The sequence below is a fragment of the Acinetobacter sp. genome, from assembly GCF_045628685.1.
GTDB lineage: Bacteria > Pseudomonadota > Gammaproteobacteria > Pseudomonadales > Moraxellaceae > Acinetobacter.
This window is the reverse complement of sequence record NZ_JAZQPV010000065.1, coordinates 44,500-61,660: the sequence shown is the minus strand read 5'-3', so window position 1 is coordinate 61,660 and position 17,161 is coordinate 44,500. Positions and strand designations below refer to the sequence as shown.

13 protein-coding genes are annotated in these 17,161 nt (G+C 41.1%); 5 read left to right on the top strand and 8 right to left on the bottom strand.

Annotated features, from left to right (window positions below):
* Positions 1–250 precede the first annotated feature (250 nt).
* Positions 251–3,943, bottom strand: coding sequence for a methionine synthase (gene metH, locus ACKI4H_RS09585; protein ID WP_407305322.1), 3,693 nt, complete (start codon positions 3,941–3,943; stop codon positions 251–253).
* A gap of 431 nt (positions 3,944–4,374) precedes the next feature.
* Here metH and ACKI4H_RS09580 point away from each other — a divergent pair, with 431 nt between their 5' ends.
* The gene (locus ACKI4H_RS09580; protein WP_407305321.1) at positions 4,375–5,994 is read left to right on the top strand and encodes an inorganic phosphate transporter; all 1,620 of its coding nucleotides are present in this window, start codon (positions 4,375–4,377) and stop codon (positions 5,992–5,994) included.
* Between the two features lie 280 nt (positions 5,995–6,274).
* Here ACKI4H_RS09580 and ACKI4H_RS09575 read toward each other — a convergent pair whose 3' ends face one another.
* The 4 genes from ACKI4H_RS09575 to ACKI4H_RS09560 all read right to left on the bottom strand — a co-directional run bounded on the left by ACKI4H_RS09575 (position 6,275) and on the right by ACKI4H_RS09560 (position 9,705).
* Positions 6,275–7,831, bottom strand: coding sequence for a hypothetical protein (locus ACKI4H_RS09575; protein ID WP_407305320.1), 1,557 nt, complete (start codon positions 7,829–7,831; stop codon positions 6,275–6,277).
* A gap of 294 nt (positions 7,832–8,125) precedes the next feature.
* Positions 8,126–8,431: a hypothetical protein gene (locus tag ACKI4H_RS09570; protein ID WP_407305319.1), complete on the bottom strand. Its 306-nt coding sequence runs from the start codon at positions 8,429–8,431 to the stop codon at positions 8,126–8,128.
* 12 nt (positions 8,432–8,443) lie between these two features.
* On the bottom strand, positions 8,444–8,743 hold the full coding sequence (locus tag ACKI4H_RS09565; RefSeq protein WP_407305324.1) for a hypothetical protein: 300 nt from the start codon (positions 8,741–8,743) through the stop codon (positions 8,444–8,446).
* Positions 8,744–9,087: 344 nt separating this feature from the next.
* Positions 9,088–9,705 carry a rhomboid family intramembrane serine protease gene (locus ACKI4H_RS09560; RefSeq protein WP_407305318.1) on the bottom strand — a complete coding sequence of 206 codons (618 nt, stop codon included), beginning with the start codon at positions 9,703–9,705 and terminating at the stop codon, positions 9,088–9,090.
* Between the two features lie 159 nt (positions 9,706–9,864).
* On the opposite strand from ACKI4H_RS09560, the gene nfuA reads away from it, so the two are divergent.
* Positions 9,865–10,503: a Fe-S biogenesis protein NfuA gene (gene nfuA, locus ACKI4H_RS09555; RefSeq protein WP_407305317.1), complete on the top strand. Its 639-nt coding sequence runs from the start codon at positions 9,865–9,867 to the stop codon at positions 10,501–10,503.
* 171 nt (positions 10,504–10,674) lie between these two features.
* Entirely contained in the window at positions 10,675–12,729 is a 2,055-nt protein-coding gene (locus tag ACKI4H_RS09550) for a TonB-dependent receptor domain-containing protein (protein ID WP_407305316.1), read from the top strand.
* Between the two features lie 46 nt (positions 12,730–12,775).
* On the opposite strand, the gene ACKI4H_RS09545 is transcribed toward ACKI4H_RS09550, so the two are convergent.
* Both ACKI4H_RS09545 and ACKI4H_RS09540 read right to left on the bottom strand, forming a co-directional pair.
* Positions 12,776–13,783, bottom strand: a complete 1,008-nt coding sequence (locus ACKI4H_RS09545; RefSeq protein ID WP_407305315.1) for a hypothetical protein — start codon at positions 13,781–13,783, stop codon at positions 12,776–12,778.
* A gap of 14 nt (positions 13,784–13,797) precedes the next feature.
* On the bottom strand, positions 13,798–14,829 hold the full coding sequence (locus ACKI4H_RS09540; RefSeq protein WP_407305314.1) for an alpha/beta fold hydrolase: 1,032 nt from the start codon (positions 14,827–14,829) through the stop codon (positions 13,798–13,800).
* 312 nt (positions 14,830–15,141) lie between these two features.
* Between ACKI4H_RS09540 and ACKI4H_RS09535 the strand changes: the two genes are divergently transcribed.
* On the top strand, positions 15,142–15,756 hold the full coding sequence (locus ACKI4H_RS09535; RefSeq protein ID WP_407305313.1) for a carbonic anhydrase: 615 nt from the start codon (positions 15,142–15,144) through the stop codon (positions 15,754–15,756).
* 35 nt (positions 15,757–15,791) lie between these two features.
* Here the strand turns inward: ACKI4H_RS09535 and ACKI4H_RS09530 are convergent, their stop codons facing one another.
* A complete protein-coding gene (locus ACKI4H_RS09530; RefSeq protein ID WP_407305323.1) occupies positions 15,792–16,376 on the bottom strand; it encodes an arylesterase in 585 nt (194 codons plus the stop codon).
* A 56-nt stretch (positions 16,377–16,432) separates the two neighbouring features.
* Between ACKI4H_RS09530 and ACKI4H_RS09525 the strand changes: the two genes are divergently transcribed.
* Positions 16,433–17,161: an ABC transporter ATP-binding protein gene (locus ACKI4H_RS09525; protein WP_407305312.1), complete on the top strand. Its 729-nt coding sequence runs from the start codon at positions 16,433–16,435 to the stop codon at positions 17,159–17,161.

Below are 17,161 nucleotides of genomic sequence, written 5' to 3'. Positions count from 1 at the left end.
GAGGAAGCAAAACTAGATATAGGGCTGTATCTGATGGAATACTACAATCGGATACGACCACATCAATTTAATAATGGTATCAGCCCTTTTGCGGCTGAACAAAAACTTAAAACTGTGTCCAATATTTGTTGACCACTACACACGTAATTCATCTAATCACATGGCAAAATCCCTCTTTTTAAAAGAGGGATTTAGGGAGATTAAAAAAGAAACCCCCTCATGTGAGGGGTTTTTTTACATCTTAAAAGCCTTAAATATCAATCGAATCATCCAAGTTTGGCATCAACCAACGCTTCGCTTCATCTATTGACCAGCCTTTACGCTCTGCATAACTATCCAACTGATCCTGCGCAATCTTGCCGACATTAAAGTATTCAGACTGCGGATTGCTGTAATAGAAACCGCTGACACTTGAAGGTGGCCACATTGCAAAGCTTGAAGTCAGTTCAGTACCAATCGCATTGGTTGAATCTAACCAGCTAAACAAGGTGGCTTTTTCAGAATGTTCAGGGCAGGCAGGGTAACCCGGTGCAGGACGAATCCCGACATACTTCTCTTTAATCAGTTCATCATTCGACAACTGTTCAGACGCTTGATAGCCCCAAAACTCTTTACGAATACGTTCATGCAAATGCTCAGCAAAAGCTTCTGCAAAACGGTCACCTAAAGATTGCGCCAAAATTGCAGAATAATCATCGCCTTTGGCTTTGTATTCATGCGCCATTTCTTCCGCACCAAAAATCGATACGGTGAAACCACCCAAGTAATCTTCTAGCTTGGTATCTTCAGGCGCAATAAAGTCTGCCAATGAGAAGTTCGGTTTACCTGAAACTTTGTCTGACTGCTGACGGGTATGCTCGAATTTATGCGTTGCAGTTTGATTTTCATCGTAAATCGAAACCGTATCTGCACCGGTACGTTTCGCAGGAGCAAGACTAAACACGGCGCGTGCATCAAAACGCTTGTTCTCTACAATATCTTTCAGCATGATTTGCGCTTGTTCGTACAAATCAGTTGCGGCTTCACCGACCACTTCATCCGTCAGGATTGCAGGGAACTTGCCCGCCAAACTCCAAGAGATAAAGAATGGTGTCCAGTCAATATAGGGTACTAGAGTTTCAAGTGGGTAATTCTTCAGAACGTGCTGACCCAGCACATTTGGCTTAGGTGGCACATAGTTCGCCCAGTCAATTTTCACACCGTTGGCAATTGAATCTGCATAAGACAGTTTTGCCGCTTTCGGTTGCTTGTTGGCAATACGCTCACGTACTTTGGCATATTCTTCACGGTAACCTTTAATGAACTCAGGTTTCATTTCAGGTGAAAGCAGGGAAGTCGCAACACCGACTGCACGTGAAGCATCGGCAACATAAATCACCGCATCATTGGAATATTGTGGATCAATTTTTACTGCGGTATGCGCTTTAGACGTCGTTGCACCACCAATCATCAATGGAACATGGAAACCTTTACGCTGCATTTCTTTGGCGACAAAGACCATTTCATCCAGTGACGGTGTAATCAAACCAGACAAGCCAATAATATCGACTTTTTCATCAATTGCGGTTTGCAGGATTTTTTCTGCAGGTACCATCACGCCAAGGTCAACGATGTCATAACCGTTACAGCCCAGAACCACGCCCACAATATTTTTACCAATATCATGCACGTCGCCTTTAACGGTCGCCATCAGGATTTTACCTTTGGTCTGACCTTCGGTTTTTTCCGCTTCAATGTACGGGTTCAACCAGGCCACGGCCTGTTTCATAACACGGGCAGATTTCACCACTTGCGGCAGGAACATTTTACCTGCACCAAACAAGTCGCCCACCACGTTCATGCCGGACATGAGCGGACCTTCAATCACATCTAAAGGACGCGTAGCTTTTAAGCGCGCTTCTTCAGTATCGACATCAATATAAGCGGTGATGCCTTTAACCAGTGCGTATTCTAGACGTTTTTCAACTGACTGTTCACGCCATTCCAGATTTTCAGCTTCACGCTGTGCACCGCCTTTGCCACGGTATTGTTCTGCAATTTCAAGTAATTTTTCGGTAGCATCCTGACCGCTTTCGCCCTGATTTTTGTTTAGAACAACGTCTTCAACCGCAGCTTTTAATTCAGCAGGAATGTCATCATAAATTGCCAGCTGACCGGCATTCACAATTCCCATGGTCATGCCTTGTTGAATGGCATGGTACAAGAAGACTGCATGAATGGCTTCACGAACCGGCTCATTCCCCCGGAAAGAAAACGATACGTTGGATACACCACCCGAAATCATGGCATGCGGAAGATTTTTTTTAATCCAGCCGGTTGCTTCAATGAAATCCACTGCGTAGTTGTTGTGTTCTTCAATACCGGTTGCAATTGCAAATACGTTCGGGTCAAAAATAATATCTTCAGCAGGGAAGCCGACATCATTGATCAGTACATCATAAGAACGCTTACAGATTTCACGTTTACGCGCAGCTGTGTCGGCCTGACCGTCTTCGTCGAATGCCATGACAATAACTGCTGCACCATACTGACGGCATAAACGTGCCTTATGTACGAACTCGTCATAACCTTCTTTTAGGGAAATCGAGTTTACAACCGGTTTACCTTGTACACATTTTAAACCCGCTTCAATAATTTCCCATTTCGATGAGTCAATCATTAATGGCACACGGGAAATATCTGGTTCAGACGCAATCAGGTTCAGGAATTTCACCATTGCTGCTTGCGAGTCCAGCATGCCTTCATCCATGTTGATGTCGACAATCTGCGCACCGCCTTGGACTTGATCCAAGGCAACTTCCAATGCTTCGGTATAGTTTTCTTCACGAATCAGACGGGCGAATTTTTTTGAACCAGTCACGTTGGTACGTTCACCCACGTTGACGAACAAAGAATTTTCATCAATGTTGAACGGCTCTAAACCTGAAAGGCGACAAGCCGGTTTAATCTCAGGAATCTGGCGCGGCGCAATGTCTTTTACAGCATTGTAAATGGCACGAATATGATCTGGAGTTGTACCACAGCACCCACCGGTAATATTGATCAAGCCACTTTCTGCAAACTCTTTCAGGAATGCTGCTGTTTGTTCAGGGGTTTCATCATAACCACCGAAAGCATTCGGCAAGCCTGCATTTGGATGTGCTGAAACGAAAGTATTGGCAATGTCAGATACGGTTTTCACGTGCGGACGCATTGCATCTGCACCCAAGGCACAGTTAAAGCCGATTGATAACAAGTCACCATGACGAACTGAGTTCCAGAACGCTTCAGCAGTTTGGCCGGTAAGGGTACGGCCTGAAGCATCGGTAATGGTGCCGGAAATCATCAACGGCAATTCATAACCAAGCTGGTTAAAGACTTCTTTGACTGCAAAAATAGCTGCTTTACAGTTTAGCGTATCGAATACAGTTTCAATGAGCAGAATATCGACGCCACCTTCAATCAGGGCATGAGCTGCTTCAATATAGTTATCGACCAGTTCATCAAATGTAATGTTACGAAATGCCGGATCATTTACATTTGGCGAGATCGAACAGGTACGGGATGTCGGACCAAGCACACCGGCAACAAAACGCGGTTTATCTGGCGTTGAATATTTTTCACAAGCAGCTTTGGCAATACGTGCTGCTTCACGGTTAATCTCGGGAACCAGATTTTCCATGTGGTAGTCAGACATTGAAACACGTGTGCCATTAAAGCTGTTGGTTTCAATAATATCGGCACCAGCATCCAGATAAGCTTCGTGAATGCTTTGAATAATCTGCGGTTGAGTGAGGACTAAAAGGTCATTGTTGCCTTTTAGGTCAGATGCCCAGTCAGCGAAACGCTCACCACGATAATCTGCTTCTTCTAGTTTATGGCGTTGAATCATGGTACCCATGGCACCGTCAATAATCAGGATGCGTTTGGCGAGAAGCTCTTTCAGGGTGGCAAGCGTGGACATAAATAACCCCAATCCGATGGAATACAAAATGGGCATTATTTTAGCAGAATTACACTGCGTTTGAGGAATATTCAGTCTGCAGAGTGGGGAACAGCTTTAAAATAAGTCCATTTGTGCCGGTTTTTTCATCGAATTGAAATATGATCTCCTTATCATTCCCTATAGATAAGAAAAAGTTGAGTGACTGGATGATCGAAAAGATTTTTTATGCATAGATTCAGGTCATTTGAAATATTGAGGCACAAACTATTTTAGGCTTTAATTATTTTAAAATGATGTATTTAAAATAGTTCCACTCCCCACGATAAAGCGGAGTGAGTTAAATTAGCTCAATTATCGAAATTTGGCTTTATAAGACATCTGTTTGTCATATAATTGTCACAATTAAATTGAACAATAAGGGGATTTTATTATCTCCTTGAACCGTCTGCATGAATTCTAATATTCCTCCCGTCCAAGATCAGGTGCCATCCGCACCATCGAAATCGACGAATGTGCATGTTCCTACACCGAAATTTTTTATGCCGGTGTTTATCACGGTTATTGTTTCTACTTTGCTGTACATCGGCTTTCAACTTTCAGCTGATTTGGCCCATGTTCCAACACTCAGTTTATATTCGGTTATTCTTTTAGCGACTGCATTGTTAATCGCTTTAGGCTTTGAGTTTGTTAATGGTTTTCATGACACAGCCAATGCTGTAGCAACGGTCATTTATACCAATGCCTTACCTGCACCTGTTGCGGTGATGTGGGCAGGTTTTTGTAATTTCCTGGGGGTGATGGTTGCAAGTGGAGCAGTGGCTTACGGCATCATTGCTTTGTTGCCGGTAGAGTTGATCATGAATGTCAGCTCTGGCGCAGGTTTCGCCATGGTTTTCGCCATGCTGATTGCTGCGATTCTCTGGAACTTGGGGACTTGGTTCTTAGGTATTCCAGCATCAAGTTCACATACTTTAATCGGTTCGATTTTAGGGGTGGGCATTATGAATTACATCCTGCACATGGGTAATGGTGCAAGTGGTGTAGACATCGACCAAGTGATCAAAGTCGGTAAAGCCTTGTTGTTTTCGCCTTTAATTGGTTTTGCCTTTGCGGCAGTGCTCTTCCTTCTGGTCAAGAAGATTTTTAAAAAACAAGTTGAACTTTTTCAACCCCCTGAAGGTAATAAACCACCACCACCATTAATTCGTGCCATCTTGATTTTCACCTGTACTGGTGTAAGTTTCGCGCATGGCTCAAATGATGGTCAAAAAGGCATGGGCTTGATTATGCTCATTCTGATTGGTGTTGTACCTTTGGCTTATTCTTTAAATAAAAATTTAGATCCTGAACATATTCAATCATTTGACCAGCTATCTAACCAGGCTGCGACTGCCATTTATGCCAACCATTCTGACATTACAGATGGCGAAGCACGTCAAGTTTTGACCCGTTATATCCAGACCAAAGAAATATCTCCAGAAGTTGTACCTGCTTTAGCAAGTTTGACGGATCATTTGGGTAATCGTGTTGCGCAATATGGCGATTTAAAACAGATTCCAGAAACTGAAATTTCGATTATTCGTAATGATATGTACTTGAGTACGACAGCATTTAAGGGTTTGGATAAAAATGAACAGTTGCCTGCAATGTCAGCTGATCAAACCAAGACAGTGAAAGCATATCGCGACAATTTAGATTCGTTCCTGCAATACATTCCCACTTGGGTGAAGGTGGCAGTTGCACTGGCACTTGGCCTTGGAACCATGGTAGGCTGGAAACGTATTGTGGTGACTGTGGGTGAACGTATTGGTAAAGACCACATGACGTTTGGTCAAGGGATGTCAGCAGAACTTGTGGCAATGTCGACCATTGCTGCGGCTGATGGCTTTGGTATGCCCGTATCGACGACTCACGTGCTGAACAGTGCAGTTGCAGGTACCATGGTGGCCAATAAATCCGGACTGAACTTTGTGACGGTAAAAAACATTCTTTCCGCATGGGTCTTTACTCTACCCGCAACAATCTGTTTATCGGGTGGCTTGTTCTGGTTGTTTCTGCAGTTTGTTTAAGAAATTTATTTGAAATAAAAAAGCTGCAATTGCAGCTTTTTTATTTTTAAGGAATACGTAGTTTAAAAAATAAACTCTTCCTGGACTAGCAGAACTACTCATCTTTTTTAAATAGAGAAGTTCCTCCTCTCTTTGGGAAGAGGTTGGGTGGAGGGTTTTTATTAATATATGTACCTTTTTAGTACAGTAAAAAAATGACCTCTACCTAACCATCTCCTTTAAGGAGAGGGAACTTTTCCAGAATAATGAATATATTGATCAAAAGGAAACAGTATAACCACTACTTCTTATTCTTAAATAAACCAAACACCTTCTTAAGCGGTAATTTCTCATTGGCAAAGCCATACAGTGCAGCAAAAGGCAGCGCGGTACGAGCCAAATAAGCCACACGCCATAAACCGCCATGGTTGGCACCTTTCATCATCAATTCTAATGGATGATCCAGAGGCGTTTCCGGATTCGCTACCGATTCAGGATGACGTAAGTCATAAATCCATAATGCGGCCATCAGCGCATTGGTGGTTTCTGGATGAAAAGATTCCACATCAAATAAACTTGCACCATTAAATGCGGCTTTTAATAACGGATTTTTAGTTACCGAATGCGTAGTGGTAGAGGGTGCAATATTGATGCTGACACGTTGTCCATAATGACGCGCCAAAATTGCACGCCATTGCTGAATCCGTTTTGCCAAAGCATAGTTTGGACCTTGCTCCACCACCAGGCAGTCTGCAATGCCATAGTCATGGCCGTTTTCACAGCGAATTAATCCATCCAGATTTTTCTGGAAAAAGTGCTTTGCAGAAATCAGCGAAATGCTTTCACTAATAACACGTTGCGATTTTGAGCGTGTGAGTAACTTAAGTGTTGAAGCGTCCACTACCTCTTTAGGAATGGCATAGACATCGGTTGGGGTGCACATGAACATTAAGCTTGTGTCAGCCTTTTGTTCACTCACGTACTGCATGATGCTATCCATGGCCATGGATACCCGAACGTGCTTTTCACCATCCAAATAGGCAATGGCTGCTAGGTCTAGCTGATGCTCACTCTGGATCAGCCAATGGGCAATTTCAGGTGTTTGAGTAAGTAAATTCGCCCCCAGTTTTTCTTTGAGTATAGTGGTTGGCATATCTTCCGCCAATTTTTCCGAACAGGGTGCATATAGGATGGCATTGCCTTGTTGAATGGTCTTTAAAATTCTATCCCAAACACGGCTGTTGGGTAAATCGACGGCCACAATATTGGCTTTCCATTTTGACAGCCAGGTCAGTGGACCCGCTTCAGAACCTGCACCAAATAAGACCATGGTGCGGTCAGAAAGATCGAACCATTCAGGATGAGCTTGTGCAGCACGTAAAGCATCGGCATGGCTGGGTTCTATAATGCCTGCATCTTGCCAGATTTGAATTTGATCGAGTAAAGCCTGACCTTGCAGTTTTTGACCTTTATACGGCACGTACCATTCTGGAGCGGAATCACTTTCACCTTTTAGCTGAACCGTATACAAAGGGGCTGTATCGATATCCTTCATAATGTCTTTAAGCAAATAGCGTTGACCATTTCTATAAAAGTCAAAGCTATGATGGGCTTTGTGTAAGCCTTGTTTTGCAATGGTAATCGGATTATTGAGGTTGCGAATACCTTGTTCAACCAGAGCCTTAAAATAGACAGGATAATGCTTACGCCAGTTTTTTTCCGCAAGTGCATTCATTGATGACTTGTTGCCAACAATTGATAAAGCTTCAGCAATAATTTCTTTGCCTGTCTGCGAGCTGCTGGGTTTATTACTGCTGGGATTGATAGGAAATTGAAGACCATCTAATGAAGTGGACATGCAAAAAATCTCGTTTTTTTGATCATTAATATACAGATGTCTACATTATCTATGCCAAATTGATTTGAGGGGTAGCATTTAATGACAAAATTGTGTGAATCTTTTTCAAAAGGTACAGTAAAAAGGAGTCGAGGCTCCTTAATCTATGAATATTATCCTTTTAGGATGATTTCGAAATGTCGCCCGAATACAGTATTGTCCAGACCTGTGCCAGAGATATATAAGGCATTCGCATTTACAAAAATAACTCGATTCTGTTTTACTGCGTGAGACTGCCCCAAAACAGGATGGGTTTTAATGCCGTCCTTGGTAGCATATTTCTGGGTATTCAAGGCGCCACGATCCAGCCACAATTACATAATCCGGGTTTTGTTGAATGGCAGCATTTAGCTGTTCAGCATTTTTCTTTTGTGTGGCTAAAGCTTCAGCTGATCCTGCTTCAGGGCGTGCAGTATCCGTGTTTTCAGTCAGCGGAAGAACAGATTTAAAACCTGTTAACTCATGGATAAAACCAAAATGGTCATTGGTTGAATGCGGCATGTATTTATCTCCGGCAGCAAAGAACATCACTGCTGATTTATTGGCAGTCTGTTGCTTCACTTTCAGCTGTAATTAATCCAAATCTTTTAATTTTTTAGCGGCAATATCTTCACGCTTAAAGGCTTTTACAAGAGTTAATGTGCGATTTTTCAAATCACTCATGTAATGGTCAGTCTTGGGAGAAAGGTCAACCGTTGCTGCAATCAATTGCAAGCTTTCCATTGTTTTCGCGGAACGACCACCGACAAAAATTAAATCGGGTTTTAACTGTTTTAATTGAGCCAAATCGGGTTCAAAAAGACTACCTGCTTTAACAAACTGCGCTTGATTATATTCAATTAGGCTGCCTGTAAATGTGGTTTTAGGCACAATTTGAGCCTGAATGTTTAGGGTATTTAAAGTATCTAAAATGGAGAGATCATAAACTGCAATTTTTTCGGGATTTGTTTAAGTTCAATGTTCCATTTTTCTGTAGCTAGATTGAAAACTGCACTATGTGCCAAACTATTCAATCCCACTGAAGCTAAAATGGCACTTAAAATAATACTTTAGTTTTCATTTGAATATGATCTTCGCTTAAATTTGTGCAAGAGGGTAACAAATAGTTTAATTATTTAAAATGATAATCATTAACAAGTAGAAATAATTTTTTTTTTAACATAAAAAAGACGCTGAAAATTCAGCGCTTTGGAATATTGATAGCTAAACAATCCATTTTAGAAAGGTAATTGCATCAGCTTATTGAAAAAGTGGGGGATAAGCCGTGGTTCAAGAATGATGGTCATGATCACACCATATGCAGCTCCCCAAAGATGCGCACTATGGTTGATGTGGGAATTGCCACGCTTACCTGACCAGATACTGTAAGCAACATATAAAATCGCAAAAATAATAGCTGGTACAGGAATAAAGAACACAAAAATCAGTTTCCACGGCTCAAATAAAATATAAGCAAACAAGACTGCCGAAACGGCACCAGAAGCACCTAAACTTGCCCATTGATGGTCATTTTTATGTTTGAGATAACTTGGAATAATGGCAACAATTAAGCCGCCTAAATAGAACAATACAAAACCAAGATCAAAAAAATACTGGCGGTAAAAACTTTCAATTACACTACCAAAAAAGAATAGCGTAATCATGTTGAAGATCAGATGCCCACCATCGGCATGCACGAAACCATGGGTAATAAAGCGGTCATATTGTCCACGCTGCATTGCAGGAGGCCAAAAAATAAGACGGTTCATGACCTTCTGATTTGAAAATGCAATCAGTGAAACAGCCACTGTAATCAGGATCAGGCAAACAGTATGGTTAAAAGGTAGATCTAGCATAAAGTGGAAGTTCAACTTTTAAATATTTATACTTAATAATGCCATTAAATGAAGCATTAAGATGAACTTTTATAATAATTCCGACAATTTTAGTTGATTTTTTTTTATTACCCCGCATCTTCAGTTAAAATGATAACTTCAGCTTGAGGAAATATGATTATGTCGACTGAGAACATCAGCGCTGCAGTTGCAGAAGAAATTCCAAATTTATTGATTACGCCAACGGCACAAGAGTATTTGTTTGACCTGCTTGAAAAACAAAACACTCCAGGCATTGCTGTGCGTATTTTTGTGGAAAATCCTGGTACGCCACGTGCTGAATGTTGTATGGCATATAGTGCACCTGAAGAAGTGATTCCTACAGACTATAAACAGGATTATCCAAATTTTGCGGCTTATATTGATGCGCCTTCTATCCCATATTTGTTAGATGCCGTGATTGACTACAATAAAGACCGTTTTGGTGGTCAGTTGACTTTCCGCGCACCAAACTCGAAAGTGCCACGTGTAGGTGCGGATGCCTCAATTGAAGAGCGTATTACCTATGTATTGCAATCTGAAATCAACCCCGGTCTTGCAGGTCATGGCGGTAGCTGTGCCTTGGTTGAAATTGTTGAAGATGAAGAACATGGCTTAACTGCTGTATTGAAATTTGGTGGTGGCTGCCAAGGTTGTTCATCAATTGATTTGACCTTGAAACAAGGCGTTGAAACAACATTAAAACAACATATTCCTGAATTGGCACATGTGGTTGACCAAACTGACCACAGCAATACCGAAGGTGCTTATTTTAAATAAGTCCAAATAGTTGAATAGAATAGCCTCCATATTGGAGGCTATTTTTTTTGCCTAAAAAATAAAAAAATGAGAATGATTCTTATAATTAATTGCATTAAGTTTAACTTTTGTTACACTGTGCAACGAAAATTGCATTACTTATCCATTATTTTGCCACTTGGGGAAATTTGAATGACCAAGCGTATTGTTCGATCTGCACTCTCACTTTCAATTTTATCTGTTATCGCTTCAGTGACATTTGCAGCTGATCAGAATACATCTTCTGTTTCCAATCCGGTCAAATTAGAAACAATAGTCGTTACAGCGGCAGGTTATGAACAGGATGTAAGCAAAGCTCCCGCATCCATGACTGTGATTACCAAAGAAGAACTAGAAGCGCGACAATATAACGATATTACTGATGTACTCAGAAATACGCCGGGGGTGGTGATTTCTGGCGCAGGTTCTGCACAAACGGTCAGTATTCGTGGTATGGGTTCAAGTTACACCTTGTTTTTGGTCAATGGTAAACGTCAATATTCTAAAGATGTCAATCCGAATGGGGATGACAGCGGATTTGAAAAAAATATCTTGCCGCCGGTTGCATCCATTGAACGTATTGAAGTGATTCGTGGGCCTGCATCTACTTTATATGGCAGTGATGCGATGGGTGGTGTCATCAATATTATTACCAAAAAAGTCAGTGATGAATGGTCGGGAACAGCTGAATTAGGAACGGTTTTACAGGATTCGAATAATTCTGGAGATATCAAAAATGGTTCGGTCTATCTAGCCGGGCCTTTGATTGAAAATAAACTGGGCATGCAGCTTGGAGTGAATAAGCAAAAGCGTGAAGAAGACAGCTATGTAGGCGGCTTCCGCGGTACAGAAGTAGAAAGTCTAAATTCCAGACTAACTTATTTAATCAATGATAATCATGATTTAGAGTTTGATGCAAATTTCACCAAACAGGAATCTGAATCTACTGCGGGTCAAACCATTCTAAGTACGGGAATAGATTCATACGGTCGAAATTATCGTGAAGTCTTTGGTTTAACGCATAATGGCCGCTATAGCGATGTATTGAATAGCAGTTCTTATATTCAATATGAAAAATCAAAAAATCCGGATCGTAAAAACACGACTTCAGGTCTAAGCGGAATTGAACTTGAAACCTGGCTTGCCAATACTCAATGGAATTGGCAGTTAAGTAATCATAATTTAATTTCGGGCTTATATTTTAAAAATGAGTCAGTGGTTGATAAAGCAACCAATCAAAATTTGGAGATGCCTGTAACTGAATTAGACCGTTGGGCATTTGCAGTTTTTGCAGAGGATACCTGGGCAATTACCGATACTTTTAACTTAACCACGGGTTTACGTTACGATCACGATGAAAATTATGATGGTAACTTTTCGCCTCGCTTATATGGGGTGTACAACCCGACAGATGCCTGGACATTTAAGGGCGGGGTATCTACAGGTTATAAACAACCTGACTTAAGACAATCATCAAGTGATGTACATTCTGTGACCGGTAAAGGCAGTGCCTTTATTATGGGTAATGATGATTTAACGCCGGAAAAATCGTTGAGCTATGAACTTGGAACTGCATGGCAGGGTGACAAGTCTAAAGCATCTTTAACCGCCTTCTATACTGAATATAAAGATAAAATTACTGAAGTACGCGATTGTTCATCTCCAAACGGGAATAACAGTGATTCGGCGACCTGGACATGTGCAGACCCATTTGGTCGCATTGATGCAGCGACGGGGAATGTCCGCTTGTGGAACTTTATCAGTTCACGAATTAATGTGGATGAAGCCACCATGCAAGGTGTGGAGGCTTCATTTGACACCGAGCTTGCGGAAGGGGTAAATCTAAATACCAACTACACCTATACGGAAACCGAACAGAAATCAGGTGGTTTAAAAGGTCAGCCTTTAAATCAAATGCCAAAGCATATGTTTAATGCAACTGTGGATTACAACATCAATGATGCTTTAGATGTCTGGACACGCCTACATTATCGTAGTGAAACCTCTTCTTATTTAGGTCGTGCAGCAATGTCTGATCCGACACCTGCGTATCAATTCCTGGATGTTGGCTTTAACTATCAATTTACCCCAAGCTTAAAAGGTAAATTCGGGGTTTATAATATTCTGGATGAAAAAGCAGAAGATGCAGATGGCGATCAGGTTTTAGATGGCCGTCGTTATGGAGTCAGTTTTGTTGCCAATTTCTAATCAGTTGAATGTTGAATAAAGAAAAAGCCGCTTCAAGCGGCTTTTTTTATGATTGAATCTTTAAAATTTTCTGTGCGGTTTCAGCATAATAAAATTTTTCTAAATATGCGCGAGCACGCATGCGTAAGTAGTCAGAGGAAAGCATTTTTTGAATAACCGGTGCTAACAACTGCTGCAATTCATGTTGAATTAAAGCTTCATCAATATTTAAGTCGCGCAGTAACAAGTCAAAACTACGCTCCTGATTCCGGGTATACCAGGCATAGACACCATCATGAACTTGCTGTTTTAAATATTCTGTTTGACGCAGATGATCCCAGATTTCATGCCCTAAGCCGACAGTATTCGGCAGGTCTTGAACTTCGATATAGTTCTTCAAAACTATTACAGGCATGTCTTTAATTTTATGCCACAGATTGGCCTGAAAATGGTACAGCTTTTCATCATCAAAGTGCTGATTTAAAACATGCTCACTCATTTGACTGAGCTTTAAAATATTCTTTTGCAGATAATGCCCAATGGTCTCCTGCAGATTTGAGTCAGTAACGGTTTCTAAAACTGATTTACCCATTTTCATAAAACGTGACACACCCGGCACACGTTTTGCCATCACTGAATTATCCAGATAATCCTGAATGGAATGTTGAATCAATTGCGTGATCATGGCTGAAAAAGCCGGGCTATTGACCACGGTTTTAATCAGGCGTTGACGATGTCCACTTTTACTTGCGACATATTGGGCAATTTTATCGACGGTTAATACCGGAATGACATCCGCAATCTGAGTGCTCTCATTAGCAGGATGAATTAAGGCAAAGCGCAGATGTTCGCTAATTTGCTCAATTAAAAAGGGACTGGCAGGTTTGGCTAAAACCTGCTTTTGTAAGAGCGCGTTGATTTGCTCAAATGACCAGATATCCTGCAAGGTTTGTTTTCTAAACCACTGATAGAAATTTAAAAATTCGCTCTGAATAGTGGCAGTATGTGAAAACTCTTGCTCTAAAAAGTCAATATGAGCTTCAATCAATTGCTCAATCATCGGGTGTTTCGGCATACTGTCTCTACAAACTAATTTAATGGGATAAGTTTATCAGCAAGTGGGTTTTTTAACTTTTGGGTTCTTGCTAGAAAAGGTAAATAGTGGTTCGCCACTTGTTGTTCTGCTTCTAAAATAGGCATGTGCCCGACATTATTTAATATAACCGGGGTTTCTGCACGCTTTAATAAAGATTGTAATTCATTTGCAGCTTCGACATTAATAATTTTATCTTGCTTGCCCCACAGGATCAGTGTGGGGGCTTCAATGGATTGCGTCATTCGGGCAAAAGATTCAGGCGTATAAATACGACTCAGGGTGATCAACTGGTCAATCATTTTACGGGTCTGCACGGACTGGGAAATCAGCATTTTTTCTTGGGCTTTTTTAAAATAGATCGGTAAGTCGGGTGGGTTTTGCATGACTTGACCCATCACATCGTCCAGATCACCCGGTTTAGACACAATGAGATGCTTTAAAAAATAAGGGTTTTTGCTATAGGCGGTATTGGCCTGTTTATAGATTCCGGCGCTATTGAGTAAAAACAGGCTTTGAGTATCAAATGGATATTGTGAGGCATAAACCGTGGCAATCGATCCGCCCAGAGAGTGTCCTGCAATATTCAGTTTGTCTTCCACCTCAATGGCTTCCACGAAACGGCGTAAGCGTTCAGTGACATTAGGAACCGATAAATCAAAATTATCGGCAACTTTGGTTTCCCCGTTGCTGGGAAGGTCGGGAATAATGACATGGTAGTAGGGGGTTAAAAAATGTGCCACTCCATTCCAGTTGTCCCGGTTTCCTGCCAAACCATGAATAAGCAATACGGCCGGTTTATTGCTCGAGCCACCTTCACTATAGCTCCAGCTAATATCATTAATTTTAATGGTTTTACTGTGTAAGCCAGCAGCATTGCGTTCTTTGGCTAAATAATTCTCGAATGAAGGTTTAACAACATAGGTTTTTTTATTGATTGCTGCGTAGGAATAAACAGGCGTACTGATAGAAAGTGCCAAGCATGTTATTTGCAAAAAGCGCGATAAAGTCGGTTGAAGCGCTGTCATTGATCATCATCCTAATGTATTCATGACGATAATTGTTTATAAGTAATTCTATAAAAATCATCTGATTTTGACTGCATTTTATTTTTTTAAAAATGTCTGTAGTATATTGTAATTATTATTAAATAATTGTCACTGAATAGTTTTTTGAATTGCGTTACATGTCACTTTAAAAGTGTGATAGGGGTCAAGTTTATGAGCTAAATGAAATATTTTGTAACCTTAGTCATAAAATCAACAGCTATACCTTTTTGCAAGTGACTTTCCAATTTCATCGCATTAAAATATTGCAACTTAAAACATTGGAAGACCAGCATGCTAACAGCAGAAGAAGCTTTAGATCGTTTAAAAAAAGGGAACCAGCGTTTTGTAAATGGTGAAACCACCCATTTAAAGCTTTTGACTCACCAACAACGTGCAGAAATGGCGGAAAGTCAGGACCCATTTGCAATTGTTTTAGGCTGTTCAGATTCTCGAGTACCCGCTGAAATGGTATTTGACCAAGGCTTGGGTGATTTGTTCGTTATTCGCGTTGCCGGAAATATTGTTGCACCCTCGCAAGTCGGTAGTGTGGAATTTGCAGCAGAAAGTTTTGGCTGCCCAGTGGTGATTGTCCTCGGTCATACGCACTGTGGCGCAATTCATTCCACTATTGAAGCTTTAACCAATCCTGCGACTCCACCATCAGCCAACTTGATGTCCATTGTGAACCGGGTCCGTCCTTCAGTTGAAATTTTAATGCAGACCGAACTGAAAAATGATTTGGATAAACTGTCTATACATGCGATACGCTCAAATGTATTTGCCTCTGTAAATCAGCTGCGTCATGGTTCGGCGGTATTAGAAAACTTAATTGCCAAAGGCAAATTAAAAGTGGTTGGAGCAGAGTATTCACTTGAAACGGGTGAAGTCACTTTTTTTGATTTCTAAAATACAATCAATCTTCGAGTTGCATAAAAGGCGCTTTATAAAGCGCCTTTTATATAGGGATAAGCATTATCCAGTAAAATACTTTGTGCCTTAGCATTGGGATGAACTAAATCCTGCTGCATTAAGTTTTTCTTGCCTGCAACTCCTTCCAAAAAGAAAGGCATCAATTTGACTTTGTACTGTTGACTGACAGTTTTGTAATTTTTTTCAAAAGCTTTGCTATAGGCTGTACCGTAATTCGGTGGAATTTTCATTCCAAGCAGGATTACCGTCGCTTTAGCTTTCTGACTTTGTTGAATTAAATGAGCCAGATTCTTTTGAATCAATAGCGGGGCTTGACCACGTAAACCGTCATTTCCTCCTAACTCAATCACCACAATATTCGGTTTATGGATTTGCAATAATTTAGGCAACCGCGCCAAAGCACCACTGGTGGTTTCACCACTGACACTGGCATTGACCACTTTATGTTGTTTCGGATACTGTTGTTCTAGACGTTTTTGTAGTAAATGCACCCAACCTTGCTGTGCTTGCATTCCATAGCCTGCGCTAATACTGTCACCCAGAATCATAATGGTTTTAGCAGACACCACGACTGGAACAAGACACAGGCTGAACATCGCCAGGCAAGCAAATACACGAATTTTTAGATTGCGATTTTGCATATAGGGATTTTATGATCCAAGTGACGAGCGACCATTCCATCATGCCACAAGCAATAATTTCTGCACAGCAACTGACACAAAAGATAAAACTTCCTCAAAAGGAATTTATTATTTTCGAAAATTTCAGTCTGGATATTTTGGCAGGTGAACAGGTGGCCATTACCGGGCGTTCAGGCTCCGGAAAATCGACCTTACTCGGAATTCTGGCGACTTTGGATCAGGCCAGTTCAGGAAAGTTAATCGTTTGTGGTGAATCAATTACAGAATTGAATGAAGAACAACGTGCGCTGGTACGCTTAAAATATATCGGTTTTGTGTTCCAGTCTTTCCAGCTGTTGCCGCATTTAAGCGCGCTAGAAAATGTGATGTTACCGCTACGCTTAGAAAAGAATTTTAATTTTGCTTCCGCTGAAAAAAAGGCATTGGCTTTACTTCAGAAAGTCGGTTTAGAACGCCAGGCAACACAAACGCCCAAAGTACTTTCGGGCGGTGAACAGCAACGTGTTGCCATTGCACGTGCTTTAATTAGCAATCCGAAAATCATTTTTGCAGATGAGCCAACAGGGAATCTAGATGCTCAAACAGCCAAAGAAATTGAACAACTTTTATTTCAGCTGAATCGTGAGTTTGGCACGACCCTGGTTTTGGTGACCCATGATCCAGCATTGGCTAAACAATGTCAGCGCCATTTTGAACTGCTAGACGGTCGCTTGATTGAACATCGTAACGGTGAGGGCTGA